The organism is Pseudactinotalea sp. (genome assembly GCF_048594945.1).
Classification (GTDB): domain Bacteria; phylum Actinomycetota; class Actinomycetes; order Actinomycetales; family Beutenbergiaceae; genus Pseudactinotalea.
In genome coordinates, this window is the sequence record NZ_JBMDXJ010000023.1 from 1 (window position 1) to 19,213 (window position 19,213).

Sequence of the window (19,213 nt, forward strand, 5' to 3'; positions counted from 1 at the left end):
CGCGGAGGTGCTCGCCCATGTAGAGCGGCTCGAGCTTCTTGATCGAGTACGACCGCTGCGAGACGTGTACACCGCGCTTGACCGTCTCGTACAGGTCAACGAACGTCTCGAGTGCCTCCTCGATCCGCTCCCGCGGCACCCGGTGCCGTGCCCCCAGCGCCCGCATCGCCGCCGGCTCATAGAAGGCGTAGTGGTAGACGTGCATCCCCGGGTGGGCCGCGCGGCGCCTCCGCAGGTACTCAAGGAAATCGAGCAGCGCCTGCGTCTCCGACTCCCGCTCAGGGGCCCAGAAGGTGACGTAACGACCATCCGGTGCTACGCCGTCGGGAGTCTCCAGAACGCCGAACAGGTACTCCAGACCCCACTGGCTGCGATCGCCATCGACCCACATCGGGTCGCCCTCGAAGTCGAAGAACACGTCGCCGGGATCGAGGGCCGGCAACGCGTCCAGGGGCGCGAGCGAGTGCACCTGCGCGGTGACGGCCGGCTCGGTACCGGCGGCCTCGGCCTGCTCCTGGGCGAGCTGCAGCCGTGCTTGCGTACGGAACCGGTGCAGCGCCGCGGGGTTGACGCCCTCGACCGGTCCCTCGGACGCTGCGAGTGCATCGATCGTGGCGAGTCCGGACGCACGCAGCAGGTCGCGCACCCCGGCGCGCAGCCCCCACACCAGCCGCACGTCACGTGCGCGGTCGATCGCGTCCGCGCAGTAGTCGCACCAGCCGCAGGCAGTTATCCTCGGATCGCCCCACACCACTGCCTCGCCGCTCGCTGCGTGGCGCTCGATCAGTTCGTCCACGCGGTCGCGGATCTCGCCGAGCACCACCAGGCTGTCCCGCGTGCTGTGGTCCGTGAGCACGTCATTGCCCAGGTGCAGGTGCGTCCGCGGCGCGAGCGGTACGCCGGCTCGGTCGAGCTGGTCCGCGTAGGCGGCGAGCTGCAGGATCGCCGTGTCCTTCGCGCGGCGCGCGAGCTTGGCATCGACGACGGCGTACCGCACTCCGGTCTCGCCGCCCTCCTCCCGCACGAGGAAGTCGGCACGCCCGTGGAACCGACCGTCGAAGAAGCCGCCTTGGGCGACCACGGCCGCCCCACCGGTCAGCGCCGCGATCGTCGCCTCGTGCTGGCGCAGCAGCTCCTCCCGGGTCCACTCCTCGACACCGGCGATCTCGACCACGCGGTCACCGAACCGGTCCCGGTAGCCGGTCAGCATGCGCTCCTCGTGGAGGTCCCCGAGCGCCGCGGCGCGCTCGCGCATCGGGTTGCTCGTCTCCAGCCGTGGCGCCCGCTCGAGCACCTCGTCGGCTCGGCGCAGCAGGGCGTACTCGCAGGTGAGCGCGACGGTGAGATCGGTGGCCGAGATGACGATGGTCTGATCGAGCGAGAACACGGCCACTCCTCTCTGTGATGGTCGCGGTGGCCGGGCGTGCGATCGCCGCCCGCTCCGGGTGGGTGTCGCTGGCGAGGTTAACGCCCAGGGCCGACACCCCTGTCGCAGCGGGCGCCGGCGGGCACCGCGCGAGCGTCTCGGCGAGCGCCCCGACCTCCTCGCTCGTGACCCCGATCCCGTACGCGGACTTGATCGCGACCTGCTGCACCGCGTACGCGCAGTGGAAGCCCGTGTTGGGTGGCATCCAGGTGGCGGCATCGCTCGCGCCCTTGTCCTGGTTGACCGCGCCCTCGGTCGGCACGAGGTTCGCCGGGTCGTTCGCGAACGCCAGCGCCACGTGCGACGGCCAGCCTGCCGCACCCTTGCGCCAGGCGTCGGCGAGCGCCACCACGTGGTCGATCTGCACCTCAGCGCTCGTGTCCGGACCGCGCCGGAAGTCGACGATGTGCCCGGTGTACGGGTCGCGGAGGGTGCCCGAGACCACCACGCATGGCCGGACCAGGTCGAGGGCCACATCGGTCAGCCACGCGGCGAGCACGTCGTTGCGAGTGTCGCAGCCGTTGGCGTCGACGTCCGCCCACGGGTCGCCGAAGAACTCCCGCTGGTATCCCTCGAGGGGGAGCGGCTCGGTGATCCGCAACGCCTGCAGCGACTCCCGTGCCGCCGCTACCCGCTCCGCGTCCACCGGTGTGGCTGGCTGCGGCCGCACCCGCGCCCACCACAACGGCACCACGCACACCACGGCCGTGGCAAGGAGCACCACGACCACCAGCGTGGCTAGCCTTCTCGCCCCGGTTCCCATCCCGCGATGGTGACCGACCCGCCCACCCTCGCGCCGCCGTCGGGCACCCCTGCTGTGGACAGAGGTGCATCAGCATGCACCTGTGGAAATCAGGCCAGCGAGAATTCAACGCTCTTTCGGCGTAGCGCGGCTTTCGTTGCTGTTCCGGCGCCACAACGACGGTCGGCGATGCCAGCGCGGTTCCGGCGGCCGCTGCCGGATCAGCGTTGAAACCGTCGTCAGGTCAAAAGAGCGTTGACAGCTGAGCCCGGACGGCTTCGCTCCGGGTTGGGAGGGCGCAGAACAGAGCGGCGGCCCGGGTGCCTACGCAACCCGGACCGCCGCCGTCACGATGGACTCATGCCCTACTGCGTGGCGTCCCAGGCGTCCTGGTAGATCTGGACGTACTGCTCGGCGCCGTTGGCGACGAGCTGATCCTGGAACTCCTGCCATGCGGCGTCGTCATCGATGTCACGCACACCGGTCACGAACTCGGCGTTCGCCTGCAGCACGAGGTTCTCGATGTTGGTCTGCGCGGTGGCAAGGTCGGACGACTGGTCCTCCGGGATCCACAGGTTCCAGTACGGGAACACCTCAGCCGGGCTGTTCTCCGCGTAGGGCACGGTCGCCTCCTGCAGACGGCGCTCGTAACCCGCCAGGTCGTAGATGTCCTCCGGCACCACCTGGCCGCCGCGGAACTCGGCGCTGCCGTAGTACTGCGCGAGCGGGCCCCACGCCACGTTGGCGTTCTCGGTGGCCTCGGCGCCGCTGAGGCGGTACCGGACGACGAGCGGCTCCATGGTCTCGTCGAGCGCGACGTCGTCGGGACCGGGGTAGTCCCACGCCGTGCCTTCTTCACCGAACTCGGCGCGGTAGTGGTTGTCGAAGTCGATCATCCAGTCGATGATCTGCGTCAGCTTCGCCGCCTCCTCGTCACCGGCCTTGTTGGTGATGACGAACGTCGCGCCACCCACCGAGGAGAGGAGCTCCGACGCCGGGGACCCGTTCGGGCCGGTCAGCGGCGGAACCGGGTCGTAGTCCTTGTCACGCTCGTCATCCTGGCCGATCGTGACGAACACACCCGGGTGGCCCACCACGGTCGAGCCGAGGATCGGGTCGCCTGCCTGGTCGCCCATCGCCAGGATCGCGTCCTGGTTGTTGGTGAAGGTGGAACCGTCGAGCAGGCCCTCATCGTGCAGCGAGTGCACGTACTGAAGGCCTTCACGCCACCCGTCGAGCGTGGGCTGCAGGGTCACGGTGCCATCGTGCAGCGCGAGCGAACCCGGAACCACGCCACCGGTGGAGCCGGTGGGCATGTACACGAACGGGTTCATCAGGTAGGGCATCACGGCGCTGTTGAAGCCGGACATCGGAATCTCATCCGCCTGCCCGTTGCCGTTCGGGTCCTCGTTCTTGAAGGCGGTGAGGACCTCGCGCAGCTCCTCAGGCGTGGTCGGCTGCTCGAGTCCGACCGCCTCGAGCCACGCCGTGTTCATCCACAGCTTGGAGGGGTAGGTGCAGTGGAAGCAGTCGTTCCACTGCGGCAGGCCCCACACGTTCCCATCAGGTGCGGTCGAGAGTGCCTCCCACTCCGGGGTGGTCTCCCATGCCGCCTGCAGGTTCGGCGCGTTATCGGCGATCAGGTCGTTCAGCGGGCGGATCACGCCCTGCTCCCCGAGCTTGAGCAGCTCGGCCTGCGTGAACTGGTTGACCCACGGGATCAACAGGAACGCGTCGGGGTAGTCGCCGCTCGCCAGCGTGATCTGCCGAGCCTCGGCGGCGGAAGCGGCGTCCCATGTGGTGGTCTCGAACTGCAGGTCGACGTCGAACTCCTCCTCGAGCAGAAGCGTGAGCTCGTTGGTGTCGAGGTCGGAATCGACGCCCTGCTGGCTGAAGATGGTGATGACGCCATCATCCTCGCCGCCTTGGAAGGCGCCGTCGTCATCACCCCCGCCTCCGCCGCCGCCGCCGGGGGCGCACGCGGCGATCGTCAGGGCCAGGCCGCCGACGGCGACCATCGCCGTAGCAATCCGGGTGTGGCTCCTCATGTGTTGCCTCTCTTCGTTGTGAGGATGGATCCGTCGGTCCTCGACGGCCTCGAGTGGTGTGGTCAGCCCTTCACGGCGCCCAGCAGCAGGCCCTTGGTGAAGTAGCGCGCGACGAACGGGTAGATCAGCATCACCGGCACCGTGGAGATCACGATCAGTGAGTACTTGAGCAGGTTCGCCAGCTGCTGGCGTTCCAGCGAGGAGGTGGCGTCGCCACCGCCGTCGGTGTTGAGGATCAGGATGTTCCGCAGCACCAGCTGGAGGGGGTACAGGCTCTCGTCGCGCAGGTAGATCAGCGCGTCGAAGTAGGAGTTCCACTGCACGATCGCGTACATCAGCGCGATGACCGCGAGCATCGGGGTGGCCAGCGGCAGCACGATCTTCCACAGGATCCGGATGTCGCTGGCGCCGTCGATCTCGCCGGCCTCTCGCACCTCATCCGGAATCGCGGTGCGGAAGTAGGTGATGGCCAGGATCGCTGGCCACACCGCCACCGCGTTGGGGATCAGCAGCGCCCACCGGGTGTCGAGCATGCCCATGGCCTGCACCACCAGGTAGGTGGGGATCATGCCGCCCGCGAACAGCATCGTGAACACCACGGCGCCCGTGAGCACCTTGCTACCCACGAAGTCCGCGCGAGACAGCGGGTAGGCCAGCATCACCGTGAGCGTGACGCTGATCAGGGTCCCCACCACGGTGTAGAACAGCGAGTTGGTGAAGCCACGCATGATCTTCGGGCTGGACAACGCGACCTCGTAGCCGCGCAAGGTGAACTCGACCGGCCACAGGAACACGCGCCCCGCGGAGACCGCACCGGGGCTCGAGAACGAACTCGCCACGATGTACAGCAACGGCAGCAGCACCACGAGCAGGAACGTGATCAGCAGCGCATACACGCCGATGAGGAACAGTCGGTCCACGAGCGACTCGCGCACCTTGGTGGGGCGGGTGCGGCGGATCGTGGGCTTGGGGGCCGTGGTGGGCTCGTCCTGGATCTGGGTCGTCGTCACGGTGGTCACCACAGCCCGTTCCCGGTGACCCGCTTGGACACCGCGTTCACGCCCAGCAGCAGGGCGAGGTTGATCACCGAGTTGAACAGCCCCACGGCCGTGGCGAGGCTGAAGTCGGCGTTGAGGATGCCGAGCTTGTAGGTGTAGGTCGCGATGATCTCCGACTGCGAGAGGTTGAGCGGGTTCTGCAGCAGGAACGCCTTCTCGAACCCGACCGCCATGATCGATCCGACCGACAGGATCAGTACCACCACGATGGTCGGCATGATGCTCGGCAGGTCCACGTGCCAGATCTTCTGGAGCCGGTTGGCGCCATCGACCTTCGCGGCCTCGTACAACCCGGGGTCAACACCGGCCAGTGCGGCCAGGTAGATCACGGCCGAGTAGCCGGCGGTCTGCCAGACCTCGGTCCACACGTACACGTGCCGGAAGAAGTCCGGTTTGGCGAGCCAGTCGGTGGGCGGCACGCCGAAGAAGCCGAGCACATCGGAGGCGAGCCCGATCCTCGGCGAGAGGATGAGGATCGCCATCGACACCACGATCACGGTGGAGATGAAGTACGGCGCGTACGTGACCATCTGTACGGTGCGCTTGAAGAGCCGGCCGCGGACCTCGTTCAGCGCGAGTGCCAGGATGATCGGGATCGGGAAGCTCGCGATCAGCGCGTACAGGCTGAGCAGGAACGTGTTGCTCACCACGGTGGTGAACATCGGGTTGTTGAAGAACCGCTCGAAGTACTCGAAGCCGGCCCACTCGCTCGCCCAGATGCCCGCGATGATGTTGTAGTGCTTGAAGGCGATGACGGCGTTGCCCATCGGCACGTACTTGAACATCAGGAAGTAGAGCAGCGGTGGGATCACCAGCAGGTAGAGCTGCCACCGCCGTCGGATCGATGCGCGCAAGCGGCCAGGTCGACCGCGGTCACGCCCGGTTGGGCGGGTTGCGACGGCGGTCGCCGGCACCGGTGTCGGCGTCATCGGCGTGCCCAGACGTCTGTCTGCACCTCGGTGGTCCTCTCGATCGTCAGGCCTCGTTTGCGCGCCGCTGCGTGGCGGCTTTGCGCACCTGGTGACCTCGTCGTCAGGTGAATCGTTTGTTCGGATGCTAACCACGGTCACTGTATCGACGCAACCTCCGAGACCGACTTGTGACTAGATCTCGCCGCAGGTTGCGGGATCGAGGGGTTCACCGTCTATCGTGTGCGGACCAGTAAAAACGATTCCCTGGAGCGACAATGACGGCGCACCCCATCCATCGACTCGAGTTCGCCAGCCCGGCGGCCGAGTGGGTTGAGGCGCTGCCCCTCGGCAACGGACGGCTCGGCGCGATGGTCTACGGCGGCATCCGCGAGGAGCTGATCTGGCTGAGTGAGGGCAGCGTGTGGTCCGGCCCCGGCCGCACCCCGCAGCCGCACCCGGTCAGCAGCGAGATCGCGGCAGCCGCGATCGAGTCCTCGCGCGCCGCGATCGCTGAGGGTGACTACGTCGCGGCCGAGGAGGCGCTGCAGGCGCTGCAGCACTCCTACCCGCAGTCGTTCCAGCCGCTGGCGCGGTTGCGCCGCACGATCGGCGCTGTCGCGGAGCCCGCGCCGCAGGGCGACGTGCTGCCCGAACACGATGCCGTGGACTCGCCGGCCGAGGCCGACGGGTATCGGCGCGGCCTCGATCTGCAGACCGCGACCGCGTGGACTCGCGCGCCGGGTGTGCAGCAGCGCTCCTTCATCAGTGCACCGCACGAGGTGATGGTGCTGGAGGTGCAGGCCGACGAGCCGGTCGCGTTCACGTTCGACTCACCGTTGCGTCTTGAGGACGCCGGCGCCGAGGGGGAGCGCGCGTGGCTGGTGCTGCGCGCGCCCGATGATGTCGCGCCCGCGTACAACCGCGAGCCCGATCCGATCCGCTGGGCGGAGCACCCTCGCGGTGTGCAGGCTGCGGTGGCGCTGCACGCGGTGGGCGGCACCGTGCGCACCCGGACCACGCCTGAGGGCGTGGTGATCGAGGCCGACGGCGCAGCGACCGTGGTGATCTCGGTCCAGACCACGTTCACTCGCCTCGGGCACGAGCCCTCGCAGCAGCCGGCGGCGGCGCTCGCGCGTGCGCAGGAACGGGTGCGGCAGGCGCTCGCTGCCGGGCTCGCGCACGTGGAGGCCGAGCACGTCACCGCACACCGGGAGCTCTACGACCGTGCGGAGTTGCGGCTGGGTGCCACGGCTGGGCCGAGTGAGACCGACACAGCCGATACCGATGCGCTGCTCGCTGCGGTGGCGCAGGGTGAGACCGCGCGCGCCGGCCTGGCCCCTGAGCTCACCGCGCTGCTGTTCCAGTACGGCCGCTACCTGCTGATCTCCAGCTCGCGGCCTGGCGGCACGCCCGCGAACCTGCAAGGCATCTGGAATCAGCAGATGCAGCCGCCGTGGAGCTCGGACTTCACGATGAACATCAACCTCGAGATGAACTACTGGCTCGCGGAGACCACCGGCCTGGCCGAGTGTGCCGAGCCGCTGTTCGATCTGATCGAGGCGTTCGCCGAGCGCGGCGTCGAGCCTGCTTCCCGGATCTACTCCTCGCAGGGGTGGGTGTCGCACCACGCGAGCGACATCTGGGCGTTCATCGAGCCGATGGGTGATGGCACGCACGACCCGGCATGGGCGTTCTGGCCGTTCTCGGGTGTCTGGCTGACCTCACACATGGTGGACCGGCTCACGTTCAGCCGCGATGAGCAGGCCGCCGCGCGGTTCTGGCCCACGCTCGTGGGGGCCGCACGGTTCGTGCTCGACTGGCTGCAGGAGCGTGAGGACGGCACCCTCGGCACCTCGCCGGCCACGTCGCCGGAGAACCGTCACGCGGTCGCCGGGACCGAGCGCGGCTCCTCGGTGGCAGCCGACGCCACCATGGACCTCGAGCTCTCTCGAGGCCTGCTGCGTTCGCTGCTGCGGCTTGCGCAGGAGTACGGCCTCACCGATCCGCTGCTCGAGGAGGCCGCCGAGACCCTGCCGCGGATCCGCCCGACCGGGGTGGACAGCGCTGGGCTGCTGCGTGAGTGGGCCGACGTCGCGGAGATGGTCGACCCGCAGCACCGGCACATCGCCCACCTGGTGGCGATCCACCCGACCGATGCTGCGCCGTCGGCCGAGATCGCACAGGCTGCGGCACGCAGCCTGGATGCGCGCGGCGATGAGGGAACCGGCTGGTCGCTGGCGTGGAAGATGGCGATGCGCGCCCGGCTCCACGACGCCGGGGCCGTGCAACGTCTGCTCGACCTGTTCGTGCGCCGGGCGATCGAGGTCGAGCCTGGACCGACCGGCGGCCGGTGGCGCGGCGGCCTGTACCGCAACCTGTTCTCGGCGCACCCGCCGTTCCAGATCGACGGCAACTTCGGCGTGGTCGCCGCACTCGCCGAGGCGCTGCTGGCCTCGCATGCCGGTGCGCTGGAGTTGCTGCCCGCGCTCCCGCCCGACCTCGCCGAGGGAAGCGTGCGCGGCCTGCGTGCGCGCGGCGGTCTCGTGGTGGACCTGCGCTGGAGCGCCGGCACGCTGACCGCGGCTCGGATCGCTTCCGAGCACCCCACCGCTCAGACCGTGCGCGTGGTCAGCGGACCACACAGCCGCACGCTGGACCTCTCACCAGGGCAGGTCGTCGACCTGGCCCACGATCTCGCACTGGAGCAGTCATGACAGCCGCGCGCGCGGACCTCCCACTCCCCTTGGAGGGCTTCCTGGTCCTCGACTTCAGCCAGTTCCTCGCGGGGCCGGTGGCCGCGCTGCGGCTGGCGGACCTGGGCGCCCGGGTGATCAAGATCGAGCGGCCCGGGTTCGGCGACATCGGCCGCGGGCTCGCCTTCGCAGGTGCGCGCGCCGGCACCGACACGGTCTCGTTCCACGCGATGAACCGCGGCAAGCAGAGTGTGGCCGCGGATCTGAAGGATCCCGAGCAGCTCGCCTTCGTGCGCGAACTCGTGGAGCAGGCCGATGTGGTGGTGGAGAACTTCCGCCCCGGCGTGATGAAGCGGCTCGGGCTCGACTACGAGAGCGTCAAGGAGGTCAACCCGGGCGTGGTGTACGGCTCGATCACCGGGTACGGGCACGACGGCCCGTGGCGTGACCGGCCCGGCCAGGACCTGCTCGCCCAGTCGATCTCCGGGCTGCCGTGGCTGCAGGCGAACCCGGAGCCGAGCCCGTTCGGGATCTCGATCGCCGACCACCTCGCCTCCTGTCACCTCGCGCACGGCATCACGGCGCTGCTGCTGCGGCGGCTGCGCACCGGGATCGGCGGCCAGGTGGAGACCTCGCTGTTGGAAGCGATGCTCGACCTGCAGTTCGAGCTCCTCTCGGTCCGGCTCACCGAGCCTGCGGCGGTGACGCCGCGCCCACGCGGCCCGCACAGCGCTCACACGTACCTGCCCGCGCCCTACGGGGTGTACCCGACCGCTGATGGCTACCTCTCGATCGCGATGAACCCGGTACCGCAGCTCGGCACGCTGCTCGAGATCCCCGAGCTGGTGGAGATGACCGAGCCCGAGAGCTGGTGGGAGCAGCGCGGCCACATCGAGACGTTGCTTGCCGACCGGCTCCGCACCCGTGGCACGGCCGAATGGCTCACGGTGCTGGATGCCGCCGACGTCTGGTGCGCGCCACTGCACAACCTCGATGAGCTCGTGGAGCACGAGGGCTTCCGAGCGATCGACATGGTGCAGACAGTGCGGCGTGACGAGGTTGACGGCACGCCCACCGACGTCACCACCACCCGGCTGCCGATCCGCATCGACGGCGAGCGACTGTGGGGCGGGAACGCCGCGCCCACGCTTGGCGCCGACACCGAGTCGGTGCGCGCTGAGCTGGCCCCGCGCCCGGCCGAGGTGGTCTCGTGACGATCGCGCTGCGCGGCATCACCTGGGACCACGAGCGTGGCCGGGACAGCGTGGTGGCCGCCTCGGCTGCGTACGCGGCCGAGCGCGATGTCGAGATCACCTGGGAGGCGCGCTCGCTGCAGGCGTTCGCCGACCAGGGCCTGGAGGCGCTGACCGAGCGCTTCGACCTGCTGGTCATCGACCACCCGCACATCCCGCATGCCGCCCACGCGGGACTGCTGGCCGCCGTGCCCGACGGCGAAGGGCCGGCAGCGTTCGTGGGCCGGTCGTACGAGAGCTATCGCTGGGAAGGCGCCCAGTACGGTCTCGCGATCGATGCGGCCTCGCAGGTGGCCGCCTATCGTTCCGATCTGCTCCCCACTCCGCCACGCACCTGGGAGGCGGTGCTGGAGCTGGCGAAGGAGGGCGTCGTGCTCTGGCCGAGCAAGCCGATCGATGCGTTCGCCTCGACCTTCACGCTCACCTCGGGTCTGCAGGGCGCCGACGGCGGCCGGTCCGGTTTCGGTGAGCCCGCCGCCTTTGCGCAGGCCTGGGACCTGCTGGGGCAGTTGCGGGACCTGGTGCCGCCGGAGTGCGCCGCGCAGAACCCGATCCAGGTCGCTGACACGCTCGCCGCCGCGGACCGGTGGGCCTACGCGCCGCTCCTGTACGGCTACAGCAACTACGCGCGGGAGGGCTTCCGGGAGCACCTGGTCCGCTGGACCGATATCCCCGAGATCGACGGCGAACCGCGCGGCTCGATGCTGGGCGGTGCCGGGCTCGCGGTCTCGGCCCGTAGCGCGCACCTCGAGGAGGCGACCGCCTTCGCCACCTGGGTGGCCACCGGTGACGTGCAGCGCGGCGTCTACGCGACCGGCGGCGGCCAGCCCGGGCACGTGCACGCATGGGAGGACGAGGCGCTCAACGCGCTCACGCACGACTTCTTCACCGGCACCCGCCGCACGCTGGAGCTGGCGAGTCTGCGTCCGCAGCACCCCGACTTCATGGCCGTGCAGGATGCCGCGTGCGAGCGGGTGCACCGGGGGTTGGCCGCACGCGAGGCGGCGGCGCCGGTGCTGGCTGATCTTGACGAGATGTTCGCGACTTTGGGAGTGGCAGATGCAGGTCGTTGATCGTTATCTGGAGGACTACGAGGTCGGTGAGGTGCGGCGCACCTTGAGCCGGCAGATCACCGAATCGGATGTGGTGCTGCACGCCGGCCAGAGCGGCGACTTCTTCCCGCACCACATGGATGAGCGGTGGGCGCTCGAGGCCGGGCTGGGCGGGCGTATCGCGCACGGCACGCTGATCATCACGATCGCCGTGGGCATGACCGCCGGCGATGTCAACCCGCAGGCGATGAGCTATGGCTACGACCGGATCCGCTTCATCAAGCCGGTGCACATCGGCGACAGCATCATCGTGCAGGCGGAGATCACCGAAGTCAGCGACCACCCGCGCCGGCCCGAGCTCGGCCGCGTGGATGAACACGTCACCGTGACCAACCAGAACGGGGATACGGTGCTCTCGCTCGTGCACCTGTACGTGGTCAACAAGCGGAGTTGAGAGACGTGATCGACGCCCACCTGCACATCTGGGACCGTTCGCGGTCCCGCTACGCCTGGCTCGATGAGGCCCCGGAGCGGTTGCAGGCCGACCACACGGTCGATGAAGGCTTCGCTGCGCTGTCGCCGTTCGGGGTGGAGCACGCGGTGCTCGTGCAGGCCGATGAGGCGCTCACCGAGACCGACCTGCTGCTCGAGCTCGTGGCGGCCGATCCGCGGCTGCTCGGCGCAGTGGTGTACCTGCCGTTGGAGCAGCCGGATGTGGTCGCGCAGCGGCTACCGGCGCTCGCGGAGGACGCCGGGTTCGTGGGGGTTCGCAACCTCACTCACGACCGCCCGGACCCGGATTGGATCCTCGGCACCGAGCAGCGCCGCGGCGTCGGGCTGATCGAGGCCGCTGGGGTGCCGCTGGACTACGTGGCCGTGCTGCCGCGACACCTGCAGAACTTAGTCACACTGGCACGTGAGCACACAGATCTCATGTTCGTGCTCGACCACCTCGGCAGCCCACCGGTAGGGCCGCCCGACGGCGACTGGTCGCGCTGGCAGGATCAGCTCGCCGAGATCGGTGGGTTGCCCAATGTAGTGGCGAAGGTGTCGGGGATCTACCGGCGCGACGATGCTGGCGCGGCGGTGACACCCGAGCAGATGGACGCGGTGCTCGCGGCAGCGCTCGGAGCGTTCGGCGCCGATCGGTTGCTGCTGGGCAGCGACTGGCCGGTCAGCACGATCTTCTCCGGTGCCGAGGCAACCATGCGCGTGCTGGTGGACGCCGTGGCTGCCCTGCCGGCTGAGCAGGCGGAGGCACTCAGCACCGGCACCGCCACACGTGTGTACGGGCTCGGATCGTGACGTTTCCCGAGCTCGACCCGGACCCGGCCTACCTGGCCGAGCGGCCGAGCAACCCGCTGCCGATCGTGCTGATCGGTGCCGGAGGGATCGCGCGCGATGCGCACCTCCCCGCGTACACGAAGGCCGGCTTCCCCGTGGCCGCCATCGTGGACCGCGATCGCGAGCGAGCTGAGAAGCTTGCGGCGAGCTACGCCATCGAGCACGTCTACGAGGATGTCACCGAGGCGGCGGCGAGGTACGGGACCGAGGTGATCTACGACGTCGCGGTGATGCCGGACGCCTTCACCTCGATCCTGCAGCGGCTACCTGAAGGCGCTGCTGTGCTGCTGCAGAAGCCGCTCGGCTACACGTACGAGCAGGCGACGGCGCTCGCGGCAATCGTGAAGCGGAAGCAGTTGAAGGCTGCCGTGAACACCCAGCTGCGGTTCGCGCCGCACATCGCGGCCGCCCGGGCGCTGATCGCCGAAGGGGCGATCGGCGAGCTGGTGGACCTCGAGGTGCTCGTGCGGGTGGAGACGCGGTGGGAGCTGTTCCCGAGTGTCTTCGGGCTCGAGCGCATGGAGATGCCGATGCACTCGGTCCATTACGTGGATCTGGTGCGCTCCTTCGTGGGGGATCCAAGTGGCGTCTCCGCTGTGACTGTGGGGCACCCCAGCAAGCCGGATCTCGCGAGCACGCGCACCGCCTACCTGCTGCACTACGCCGACCGCCCCCTGCGGGTCAGCATCAGCACCAACCACGACCACACGTTCGGTCCGGAGCATCAGGAGGCCGCCGTTCTCTGGCACGGCACCCAGGGCGCGATCCGCACCCAGCTCGGGCTCCTGCTCGACTACCCCCGCGGCGGCGCTGACCTGTTGGAGCTCAGCCGCGGCTCGGGCTGGGAGGCGATCGAGGTCGAGGGCTCCTGGTTCCCTGACGCCTTCATCGGATGCATGGGCGCGCTGCAGCGCTACGTGACCGGTGAGTCGGACTCGCTTCCGACAGCGGTGACCGATGTGCTCCGCACCATGGCGGTCCTGGAAGCGGCTCACGACGCCAGCACCGCGGGCGGCCACCCGCTGCCGTGATCCGCCTCAGCGGTCGATCGCGTCCAGGTGGAGCATGCGCGCCAGCACGAGGTCGAGCTGATCGTCGCGGAAGATCTTCTTCCAGTCGTCCTTGATGATCGACTCGCGGCCGTAGTCCATCGCGATCAGGCACGCATCGCTGAAGGGGTTGTCGCCGCGTAGTCCGTTCGCCAGCGCCACCTGGGTGTGGCCGAGCAGGATGCTGCGCGCTGCGGCCTCTGGAACCCCGAGCTTCACCGTCTCCTGAAGGGCCTCGTTGAGGAGCCCGCCGATCATGCAGGCGACCGTCTCGACCAGGGTGGGCTCGAGCTGGGCGAGCTGCTTGAGCGTGACCCAGTGGACATCGATGACAGGGGCGTAGATCGCGCGCACCACGGCTTCGACGTTCGCCCGGTCCTGCGGGTCCTCGGACTCCACGGAGGCGATCGCATCCTGCGGCGCGGCGATGCCTCCGAAGGTGTCCGCCCACTCTTCCGGGGTGGAGCGCTGCAGGAACACCGAGGGGTGGCAGGGGTGCGCGCTCGCGTAGACGATGTCCTCCCGCTCGGCGAGCAGGCCCGCGTAGGCGGCGGCGGGGTCGAGCGTGAGCACGATCGTGCCGGGCTTGGCGTGCGGCACCAGGTCGGTCGAGACGGGGCCGAGCGCGCGGTCGGGGACCGCGAGGATGATGACGTCAGCCTTGGCGGCTGCCTCGGTGCCCGGGGTCACGGTGCGGCCCACGGCGGCCAGTGCTTGCTGCCCCGCCTCCGAGGTCTCCACCCACAGCACGCGGTGGTCGGTCTCGATGAGGTTGTCGCCGGCGCGGAAGCCCATCTTGCCGCCGGCGCCGATGAGGGCGATCGTCAGGGTGGTCATGCTCTCTCCTTGAGTACTCGGATGCAGTGGGCGGTCCACTCGCGCTCGCGCTCGCAGCTGGTTCGTGCATCGCCCTGCCACGGCAGCCAGTGCTCCACGATCCGGTTCGGGCCAGGAGCGGCTGCCAGCAGATGGTCGAGCGGCAGCAGCCCTTCGCCGAGTGGGGCGCCGGCGAGGCTGAAGCCGACCCAGCCCTGCGTGCGCGTGAACGCGAAGTCCTTGATGTGCAGGTTGATGGCGTGTGGCGAGGCGAGATCGATCACGTCACGGGGGTGTTCGAGGATCGAGACCGTGTTGGCCGGGTCGAGGCAGATGCCCACGTGCTCGCGGCCCTCGACGAGACGCACGAGATCCGCCGTCGGGATCTTCTCGTAGTTCTCCAGGGCGAGGCGCACTCCGGATTCGGCCAGCTCCGGCGCGACGGCATCCAGCAGGAGCGCTGCCTGGTCCACACCGGTGGTCACCATGGAGCGGATCAGGGTGGCCCCGAGCTCGCGAGCGATCGCCAGATAGCGCCGCACGTGCTCGGTCTCCAGGCCGCGGGTGCCGAGCTCGAGCGTGATCCCGCGCTGATCGGCCACGGAACGAATCGCGGCGAGATCGGCGGTCTCGATGCGGTCGTCATCGCAGATCTGGAAGAGCGAGAGGCCCTGATCGGCGGTGTCGCGCAGGGCGTCCTCGATCGACATGCCTGCGCGGTGGCGCCAGAAGTAGGCGTAGGTGCCAAGACCAATCGTGCCCATCGCGGTCATCCTAGCAACCGGTTGATAGGTTCGAGATCGCGGCTACGCTACCGCCATGCCCGCCTTCCGTGATGACGCGACCGCGGAGATTGCGGCGAGCATCGGGGCGCTCGAGTCGCGGTCCACGGTCGCCACGCGGCTGCTGGAGATCTTCACCACCGGTCAGATCGAACCGGGCACGCGGCTCCCCCCGGAGCGGCAACTCGCTGAGACCCTCGGCGTGGGCAGGTCCGCGGTGCGCGAGGCATTGGCCGCGTTGGAGATGCTGGGGATCGTGACCGTGCGCTCAGGCGCCGGAACCTATCTGCGCGGGCACACCAGCGAGTTGCTGCCGCAGACGCTCAGCTGGGGTCTCGCGCTCGGCGCACGCCAGACCGCTGACTTGATCGAGGTGCGTAGTGCGCTCGAGATCTATGCCGCGCGGGTGGCGGCCACACGCATGGACGAGGCCGCTGTGGCCCGCCTCGGCGAGCATCTGGAGGCGATGCGCGCCGCTCAGCGCGACCTGCCGGCGTTCGTCGAGTCGGATCTGCAGTTCCACCTGGAACTGGCGCGAGGCACTGCCAACGAGGTGCTGCTCGACCTGTTGCAGACGATCCGATCCCTGCTGCGAGTGTGGGCAGACCGGGCTGCACAGACGCAGGCAGAGGCGCAGGAAGCGATCGCGCAGCACGCGGCGGTCGCGGCCGCGATCGGTGCTCGCGACCCCGATGCTGCCGCCTCCGCCATGGCCACGCCCATGCACAGTGCGGCACGCCGGCTCACCGAGCTGACGAGATGAACGGGTGGCCGAGCGAGGCCGAGCGGGTGTGGTCCGGGGCCGAATGGGCTGAGGGACCACTCTGGCTGGCCGCGACCAGGAGCGTCCGAATCAGCGACATCCCGAACAACCGCATCCTCGACATCGATCCCGCCACCGGCGGTATGACCGTGGTCGACGACGCCGCCGAGTACCCCAACGGTCGCACCGGCGACCACGACGGATCGATCCTGCAGTGCAGCCACGGGCGCCGCGCGGTCGAACGAGTGGCGCACGGCGTCACCACCACCGTGGTGTCCACCTGGGGTGGCGGAGTCCGCTTCAACTCACCGAACGACATCGTGGTCGCCGCGGATGGTGCGATCTGGTTCACCGACCCGCCCTACGGCCTGCACTCCTCCGGCCGCGAGGGGCATCCGGGCGAGCAAGAGTACGCAGGCTGTTACGTGTTCCGCTACGCCGATGGCGAGGCGGTGCCGATGATCACCGACATGGTCCACCCCAACGGGCTTGCCTTCTCCCGCGACTTCTCGTTGCTGTACGTGGCCGATTCCGGGCGCACGTGGCACCCAGAGGGGCCACACCACCTACGCGTGTTCGACCTCGCCACCGGTGCCAGCGAGGTGTTCGCCGAGATCGACCCGGGATTTCCCGACGGGTTGCGCGTTGATCCGGATGGCCTGATCTGGACCTCGGCCGGCCGCCAGGTGCGGGTCTACACCCCCGGCGGTGTGCTGGCGCACACGATCGAGCTGCCGGAACGGGTCTCCAACCTCTGCCCCTACCCCGGCGGCTGGTACGTCACGGCCGGTCGCTCGCTGTACCGGGTGGTGCGGTCGAGCTCCGGATGATCAGCTCGGGCGCGGGATCGTCGACAACCTGAGCCGTGTGCGTCTCGGAATCGAGTCCCGCGAGCAGCACATCGACGGCGGTGCCACCGAGCTGCTTCATCGGCAGCCGGACCGTGGTCAACGCGGGTGCGCACGTGATCGCCGGCCAGATGTCGTGGATCGCGATCACGGAGAGATCGTCCGGCACCCGCACGTCCATCTCGGCGGCCTCGGTGATGGCGCCGATACCGGCGTTCACGTTGCCGACCACGAGCGCGGTCGGCGGGTTCTGGCGGCTGAGCAGGATGCGAGCCGCATCGCGCGCTGAACGGTAGGTGTAGCCGAGCGAGGTGGCGTGCTCGCGCCGCAGGCTCAGCCCGGCCTCCGCAAGAGTCTGCTCCACGCCGGCGCGGCGGCGGTCGTTGGTGTCCGATGTGGGCACTCCGCCGAGGTAGCCGATGCTGCGGTGACCCAGCTCGAGCAGGTGGCGCGTGGCGAGGGCACCGGCCGCGACATCGTCGAGCGCGATCGTGGACACCCCGGGCACGGGGCCGGAGTTGATCAGCACGGTGCGCTCAGGGTGCGAGAGCGCGCGGGAGACCAGATCGATCGGTGCGTCGTCACCCTTCTGCAGCAGCACGCCATCCACGAGCCGCTCGCTCAGCAGGCGGGTGAAGCCATCGCTGCCCGGCTGCATCCGCGGGCTCGAGGCCAGCAGCACCGAGTAGTCCTGATCGAGCGCACGCGACTCCACGCCGGCGACGACGTCGGTGAAGGTGGCGTTCGTGACATCCGGCACCACGAGAGCGAGCAGGTGGGTCCGGGATCGCCGCAGCGAGCGTCCCGCTGAGTTCGGCGCGTACCGGAGCAGCCGCGCGGACTCCATCACCCGGTCGCGCGTCTCGGGCCGGATCCGAATCGAGGGGTCGGCGTTGAGCACGCGCGACACCACCGAGACCGACACCCCGGCGTGCCCAGCCACATCGCGGAGAGTCACCATGACCAGGATCGTAATAGCGTAGGCAAGCATCGCGCACAAACGTTTCACCAGGGCGGCCCAGGTGAACTGAGAACAGGAGCCATGCACGTGATCGACAGAGCCGCCGTCGTCGGCCGCCACACCATCAGGTATCAGGAGCCTCGGCCGGAGGCCCCACTCTCTGTCGGCAACGGCGAGTTCGCCGTCACGGTGGACCACACCGGCCTGCAGACCTTCGCCGACCGGTACGAGCGCAACGCGGCCCGGCAGCGCGGCGAGGATGCGATGCCGCTCGGCACGCAGGCGCAGTGGGGCTACCACTGGGCGCCGAACCCGCAGGGGTGGAGGCTCGCAGACACGCTCGAGCCCTACGACAGCCCACGCGGTCCGATCTCCTACCCCACCGCGTACGACTACATGGAGGATCGTGAGCAGTCCGCCGCCTCCGGTCGAGCGGCCGGCTATTACTTCTGGGTCAACCCGCAGCGGCTGCACCTGGCGCGCATCGGGCTGTTGCTCGATGGTGCCGCGCCGGCGTGGGAGCAGGTGGGCGCCGTCGACCAGGAGCACGACCTGTGGACCGGCATCGTGACCAGCCGGTTCGAGGTGGCGGGGGTCCCGGTCGAGGTACGCACCGCCGTCGACCCCGATCGCGACGCGATCGCCTTCACGATCGACTCCACGCTCCTACGCGAGGGGCGACTCGCAGTCGAGGTCGCCTTCCCGCACGTGGAGGAGAGCTTCGAGGCGCCGCCGCTGTGGGATCAGCCGGATGCGCACACGACCGCCTACGGCCGCGAGGGCGCGGCGCACGTATGGGACCGCCGCCTCGATGAGGCCACCTATCAGACCCGCGCCGCGGGCGCGTTCTCCGTCAGCGGCCAGCGGCACCACTGGGTGTTGAGTGCCGACGGCGACCGGCTCAGCGCTGTGGTCGAGTTCGCCCCGGCATTGGGTCGCGAGGCGCTCGCGGACGCGGACGAGGTGCTCGAGCGGTCGGCGCGGGGGTGGGAGTCGTTCTGGCGCAGCGGCGCCGCGCTGGACCTCAGCGGCAGCACCGACGAGCGCGCGCACGAACTCGAGCGGCGCATCGTGCTCTCGCTCTACCAGACCAAGGTGCACTCCTCCGGGTCCACGCCGCCGCAGGAGACCGGGCTGATCTGCAACAGCTGGGGCGGCACCTTCCACCTGGAGATGCACTGGTGGCACGCGGCGCACTTCCCGGTGTGGGGGCGCCCCGAGCTGCTCGAGCGGAGCCTGGCCTGGTACCGCGAGATCCTGCCGGTGGCGCAGCAGATCGCCGCCGACCAGGGCTTCCGTGGCGCGCGCTGGCCCAAGCATGTGGGGCCGGAGGGCATCGAGAGCCCGAACATCATCGGCCCGCTGCTGCTGTGGCAGCAGCCGCACGTGATCAGCTACGCCGAGACGATCCGGATGGGCGCGACGGACCCTGCCGCGGTGCGGGACCGGTACCGCGACCTCGTGGAC

16 protein-coding genes and 1 pseudogene are annotated in these 19,213 nt (G+C 69.5%); 9 read left to right on the forward strand and 8 right to left on the reverse strand.

Annotation, left to right across the window (positions count from 1 at the left end):
* The 5 genes from ACOJSN_RS01065 to ACOJSN_RS01085 form a co-directional block, all read right to left on the reverse strand.
* Positions 1-1,255 (reverse strand): TM0106 family RecB-like putative nuclease (locus tag ACOJSN_RS01065; protein ID WP_420110671.1); only part of this gene is annotated, 1,255 nt, incomplete at its 3' end.
* Positions 1,179-2,189: an HNH endonuclease family protein gene (locus tag ACOJSN_RS01070; RefSeq protein WP_420110657.1), complete on the reverse strand. Its 1,011-nt coding sequence runs from the start codon at positions 2,187-2,189 to the stop codon at positions 1,179-1,181. The genes ACOJSN_RS01065 and ACOJSN_RS01070, both read right to left, overlap by 77 nt.
* Before the next feature lie 344 nt (positions 2,190-2,533).
* The gene (locus ACOJSN_RS01075) at positions 2,534-4,216 is read right to left on the reverse strand and encodes an ABC transporter substrate-binding protein (RefSeq protein WP_420110658.1); all 1,683 of its coding nucleotides are present in this window, start codon (positions 4,214-4,216) and stop codon (positions 2,534-2,536) included.
* A 62-nt stretch (positions 4,217-4,278) separates the two neighbouring features.
* Positions 4,279-5,226 (reverse strand): carbohydrate ABC transporter permease, encoded by a 948-nt coding sequence (locus ACOJSN_RS01080; protein ID WP_420110659.1) that lies wholly within the window; start codon positions 5,224-5,226, stop codon positions 4,279-4,281.
* Positions 5,227-5,231: 5 nt separating this feature from the next.
* Positions 5,232-6,128 carry an ABC transporter permease gene (locus ACOJSN_RS01085; RefSeq protein WP_420110660.1) on the reverse strand — a complete coding sequence of 299 codons (897 nt, stop codon included), beginning with the start codon at positions 6,126-6,128 and terminating at the stop codon, positions 5,232-5,234.
* A 332-nt stretch (positions 6,129-6,460) separates the two neighbouring features.
* Between ACOJSN_RS01085 and ACOJSN_RS01090 the strand changes: the two genes are divergently transcribed.
* The 6 genes from ACOJSN_RS01090 to ACOJSN_RS01115 are packed head-to-tail and all read left to right on the forward strand — an operon-like array spanning position 6,461 to position 13,558.
* Positions 6,461-8,899 carry a glycosyl hydrolase family 95 catalytic domain-containing protein gene (locus ACOJSN_RS01090; protein WP_420110661.1) on the forward strand — a complete coding sequence of 813 codons (2,439 nt, stop codon included), beginning with the start codon at positions 6,461-6,463 and terminating at the stop codon, positions 8,897-8,899.
* On the forward strand, positions 8,896-10,092 hold the full coding sequence (locus ACOJSN_RS01095; RefSeq protein WP_420110662.1) for a CaiB/BaiF CoA transferase family protein: 1,197 nt from the start codon (positions 8,896-8,898) through the stop codon (positions 10,090-10,092). The genes ACOJSN_RS01090 and ACOJSN_RS01095 overlap by 4 nt, the downstream gene beginning before the upstream one ends.
* Positions 10,089-11,204 carry an extracellular solute-binding protein gene (locus ACOJSN_RS01100; RefSeq protein ID WP_420110663.1) on the forward strand — a complete coding sequence of 372 codons (1,116 nt, stop codon included), beginning with the start codon at positions 10,089-10,091 and terminating at the stop codon, positions 11,202-11,204. Before ACOJSN_RS01095 ends, ACOJSN_RS01100 begins: the two co-directional genes overlap by 4 nt.
* Positions 11,191-11,637: a MaoC family dehydratase gene (locus ACOJSN_RS01105; protein ID WP_420110664.1), complete on the forward strand. Its 447-nt coding sequence runs from the start codon at positions 11,191-11,193 to the stop codon at positions 11,635-11,637. The genes ACOJSN_RS01100 and ACOJSN_RS01105 overlap by 14 nt, the downstream gene beginning before the upstream one ends.
* Positions 11,638-11,642: 5 nt before the next feature.
* On the forward strand, positions 11,643-12,488 hold the full coding sequence (locus ACOJSN_RS01110) for an amidohydrolase family protein (RefSeq protein WP_420110672.1): 846 nt from the start codon (positions 11,643-11,645) through the stop codon (positions 12,486-12,488).
* Positions 12,485-13,558, forward strand: coding sequence for a Gfo/Idh/MocA family protein (locus ACOJSN_RS01115; RefSeq protein ID WP_420110665.1), 1,074 nt, complete (start codon positions 12,485-12,487; stop codon positions 13,556-13,558). Before ACOJSN_RS01110 ends, ACOJSN_RS01115 begins: the two co-directional genes overlap by 4 nt.
* 6 nt (positions 13,559-13,564) lie before the next feature.
* Here the strand turns inward: ACOJSN_RS01115 and ACOJSN_RS01120 are convergent, their stop codons facing one another.
* Positions 13,565-14,413, reverse strand: a complete 849-nt coding sequence (locus tag ACOJSN_RS01120; RefSeq protein ID WP_420110666.1) for a phosphogluconate dehydrogenase C-terminal domain-containing protein — start codon at positions 14,411-14,413, stop codon at positions 13,565-13,567.
* A complete protein-coding gene (locus ACOJSN_RS01125) occupies positions 14,410-15,156 on the reverse strand; it encodes a sugar phosphate isomerase/epimerase family protein (protein WP_420110667.1) in 747 nt (248 codons plus the stop codon). Before ACOJSN_RS01125 ends, ACOJSN_RS01120 begins: the two co-directional genes overlap by 4 nt.
* A gap of 55 nt (positions 15,157-15,211) precedes the next feature.
* Here ACOJSN_RS01125 and ACOJSN_RS01130 point away from each other — a divergent pair, with 55 nt between their 5' ends.
* A complete protein-coding gene (locus tag ACOJSN_RS01130; protein ID WP_420110668.1) occupies positions 15,212-15,937 on the forward strand; it encodes a FadR/GntR family transcriptional regulator in 726 nt (241 codons plus the stop codon).
* Positions 15,934-16,767 (forward strand): SMP-30/gluconolactonase/LRE family protein, encoded by an 834-nt coding sequence (locus ACOJSN_RS01135; RefSeq protein WP_420110669.1) that lies wholly within the window; start codon positions 15,934-15,936, stop codon positions 16,765-16,767. Before ACOJSN_RS01130 ends, ACOJSN_RS01135 begins: the two co-directional genes overlap by 4 nt.
* On the opposite strand, the gene ACOJSN_RS01140 is transcribed toward ACOJSN_RS01135, so the two are convergent.
* A complete protein-coding gene (locus ACOJSN_RS01140; protein WP_420110670.1) occupies positions 16,718-17,746 on the reverse strand; it encodes a LacI family DNA-binding transcriptional regulator in 1,029 nt (342 codons plus the stop codon). The two genes, ACOJSN_RS01135 and ACOJSN_RS01140, sit on opposite strands and share 50 nt — an antisense overlap.
* A gap of 87 nt (positions 17,747-17,833) precedes the next feature.
* On the opposite strand from ACOJSN_RS01140, the pseudogene ACOJSN_RS01145 reads away from it, so the two are divergent.
* A pseudogene (locus tag ACOJSN_RS01145) lies at positions 17,834-19,213 on the forward strand (hypothetical protein); the annotation flags it as partial.

Bases quoted from the DNA above. Each gene is read 5' to 3' on its own strand.
- ACOJSN_RS01070 (WP_420110657.1), bottom strand. From the start codon at position 2,189: ATGGGAACCGGGGCGAGAAGGCTAGCCACGCTGGTGGTCGTGGTGCTC.
- ACOJSN_RS01075 (WP_420110658.1), bottom strand. From the start codon at position 4,216: ATGAGGAGCCACACCCGGATTGCTACGGCGATGGTCGCCGTCGGCGGC.
- ACOJSN_RS01090 (WP_420110661.1), top strand. From the start codon at position 6,461: ATGACGGCGCACCCCATCCATCGACTCGAGTTCGCCAGCCCGGCGGCC.
- ACOJSN_RS01095 (WP_420110662.1), top strand. From the start codon at position 8,896: ATGACAGCCGCGCGCGCGGACCTCCCACTCCCCTTGGAGGGCTTCCTG.
- ACOJSN_RS01105 (WP_420110664.1), top strand. From the start codon at position 11,191: ATGCAGGTCGTTGATCGTTATCTGGAGGACTACGAGGTCGGTGAGGTG.
- ACOJSN_RS01120 (WP_420110666.1), bottom strand. From the start codon at position 14,413: ATGACCACCCTGACGATCGCCCTCATCGGCGCCGGCGGCAAGATGGGC.
- ACOJSN_RS01125 (WP_420110667.1), bottom strand. From the start codon at position 15,156: ATGGGCACGATTGGTCTTGGCACCTACGCCTACTTCTGGCGCCACCGC.
- ACOJSN_RS01130 (WP_420110668.1), top strand. From the start codon at position 15,212: ATGCCCGCCTTCCGTGATGACGCGACCGCGGAGATTGCGGCGAGCATC.
- ACOJSN_RS01135 (WP_420110669.1), top strand. From the start codon at position 15,934: ATGAACGGGTGGCCGAGCGAGGCCGAGCGGGTGTGGTCCGGGGCCGAA.
- ACOJSN_RS01140 (WP_420110670.1), bottom strand. From the start codon at position 17,746: ATGGTGACTCTCCGCGATGTGGCTGGGCACGCCGGGGTGTCGGTCTCG.